This window comes from Streptomyces sp. NPDC027189 (assembly GCF_055566975.1).
The window spans coordinates 1-1172 of the sequence record NZ_JBVHRI010000093.1; the positions used below are offsets into that span (position 1 = coordinate 1).

1 pseudogene is annotated in these 1172 nt (G+C 68.4%); it reads left to right on the top strand.

Annotation, left to right across the window (positions count from 1 at the left end):
- A pseudogene (locus tag ACZ4RZ_RS50335) lies at window positions 1-1014 on the top strand (IS701 family transposase); the annotation flags it as partial.
- Between the last annotated feature and the right edge of the window lie 158 nt (window positions 1015-1172).

Genomic DNA, 1172 nt, shown 5'->3' on the forward strand with positions numbered 1-1172 from the left:
CCGACGACATCCGCGACGACCTGCAGACATACGTCGCAGAGAAACTCGGCGAGGACGGCGGGGTGCTCATCCTCGACGACACCGGCTTCGTCAAGAAGGGCACCACCTCCGCGGGCGTCCAGCGCCAGTACTCCGGCACCGCCGGCCGCACCGAAAACTGTCAGATCGGCGTCTTCGCCGCCTACTCCACCACCCACGGCCGGGCCCTGGTGGACCGCGAGCTGTATCTGCCCAAGTCCTGGACGGACGACCAACAGCGTTGCCACGCCGCGAAGATCCCCGATGAGCGGACCTTCGCCACCAAAGGGGAACTGGCCACGGTGATGGTGCTGCGCGCACTCGCCTCGCCGCTGCCCATCGCCTGGGTGACAGCCGATTCCGCCTACGGCCAGGAATCACGCTTCCGCCGCCTGCTCGAAGAGACCGCCATCGGCTACGTCCTGGCCGTCCCGAAGTCCCAGCAAGTTGCCGCGCTTCGGCCGCATCGACCACCTGTTCACTCAGGCACCGGACGAGGCATGGGAGAAACGCTCGTGCGGCGACGGCGCCAAGGGCCCGCGCGTCTATCACTGGGCGGCCGTCCAGATCCCCGCGATCGAGGTCCCCGACGGCGGCAGACCAACACATCAACGCTGGGCGCTGGCCCGCCGCAGCATTAGCAGACCCGACGAGATCGCCTACTACCTCGCCTACGCGCCGCAGGGCACCGGCGTCGACCAGCTGGTGCGGGTCGCCGGGCAGCGGTGGGCGATCGAGGAATGTTTCCAGGCCGCGAAGAACGAATGCGGCTTGGACCAGTACGAAGTCCGCCGCTACGTCGGGTGGATGCGGCATGTCACCCTGGCGATGCTCGCCCATGCCTTTCTCGCGGCCACGGCGGCCCAGGCAGCCGCAAAGGGGGATGCAGAAACGGTTTTGGCACCCTGGTTCCGCTCACCGTGGCAGAAGTCCGCCGGCTCTTGGCAACTTGCCCCGCACCCCGGCCCCGCCGGCCGCTTCGCATCCACGCGGTGAGCTGGTCGCAGTGGCGGCGCAGGCGCCAAGCCGTCGCCCGCCACTGCCACTACCGGCGACGAGTCCACTCGTTGGAGGGGCGGTCCGGCAAGACCGCCCCTGACGCATCATCAGCCAACTACACTCCGGACGACGCCTCTGACCAGGCCAGATAGCGA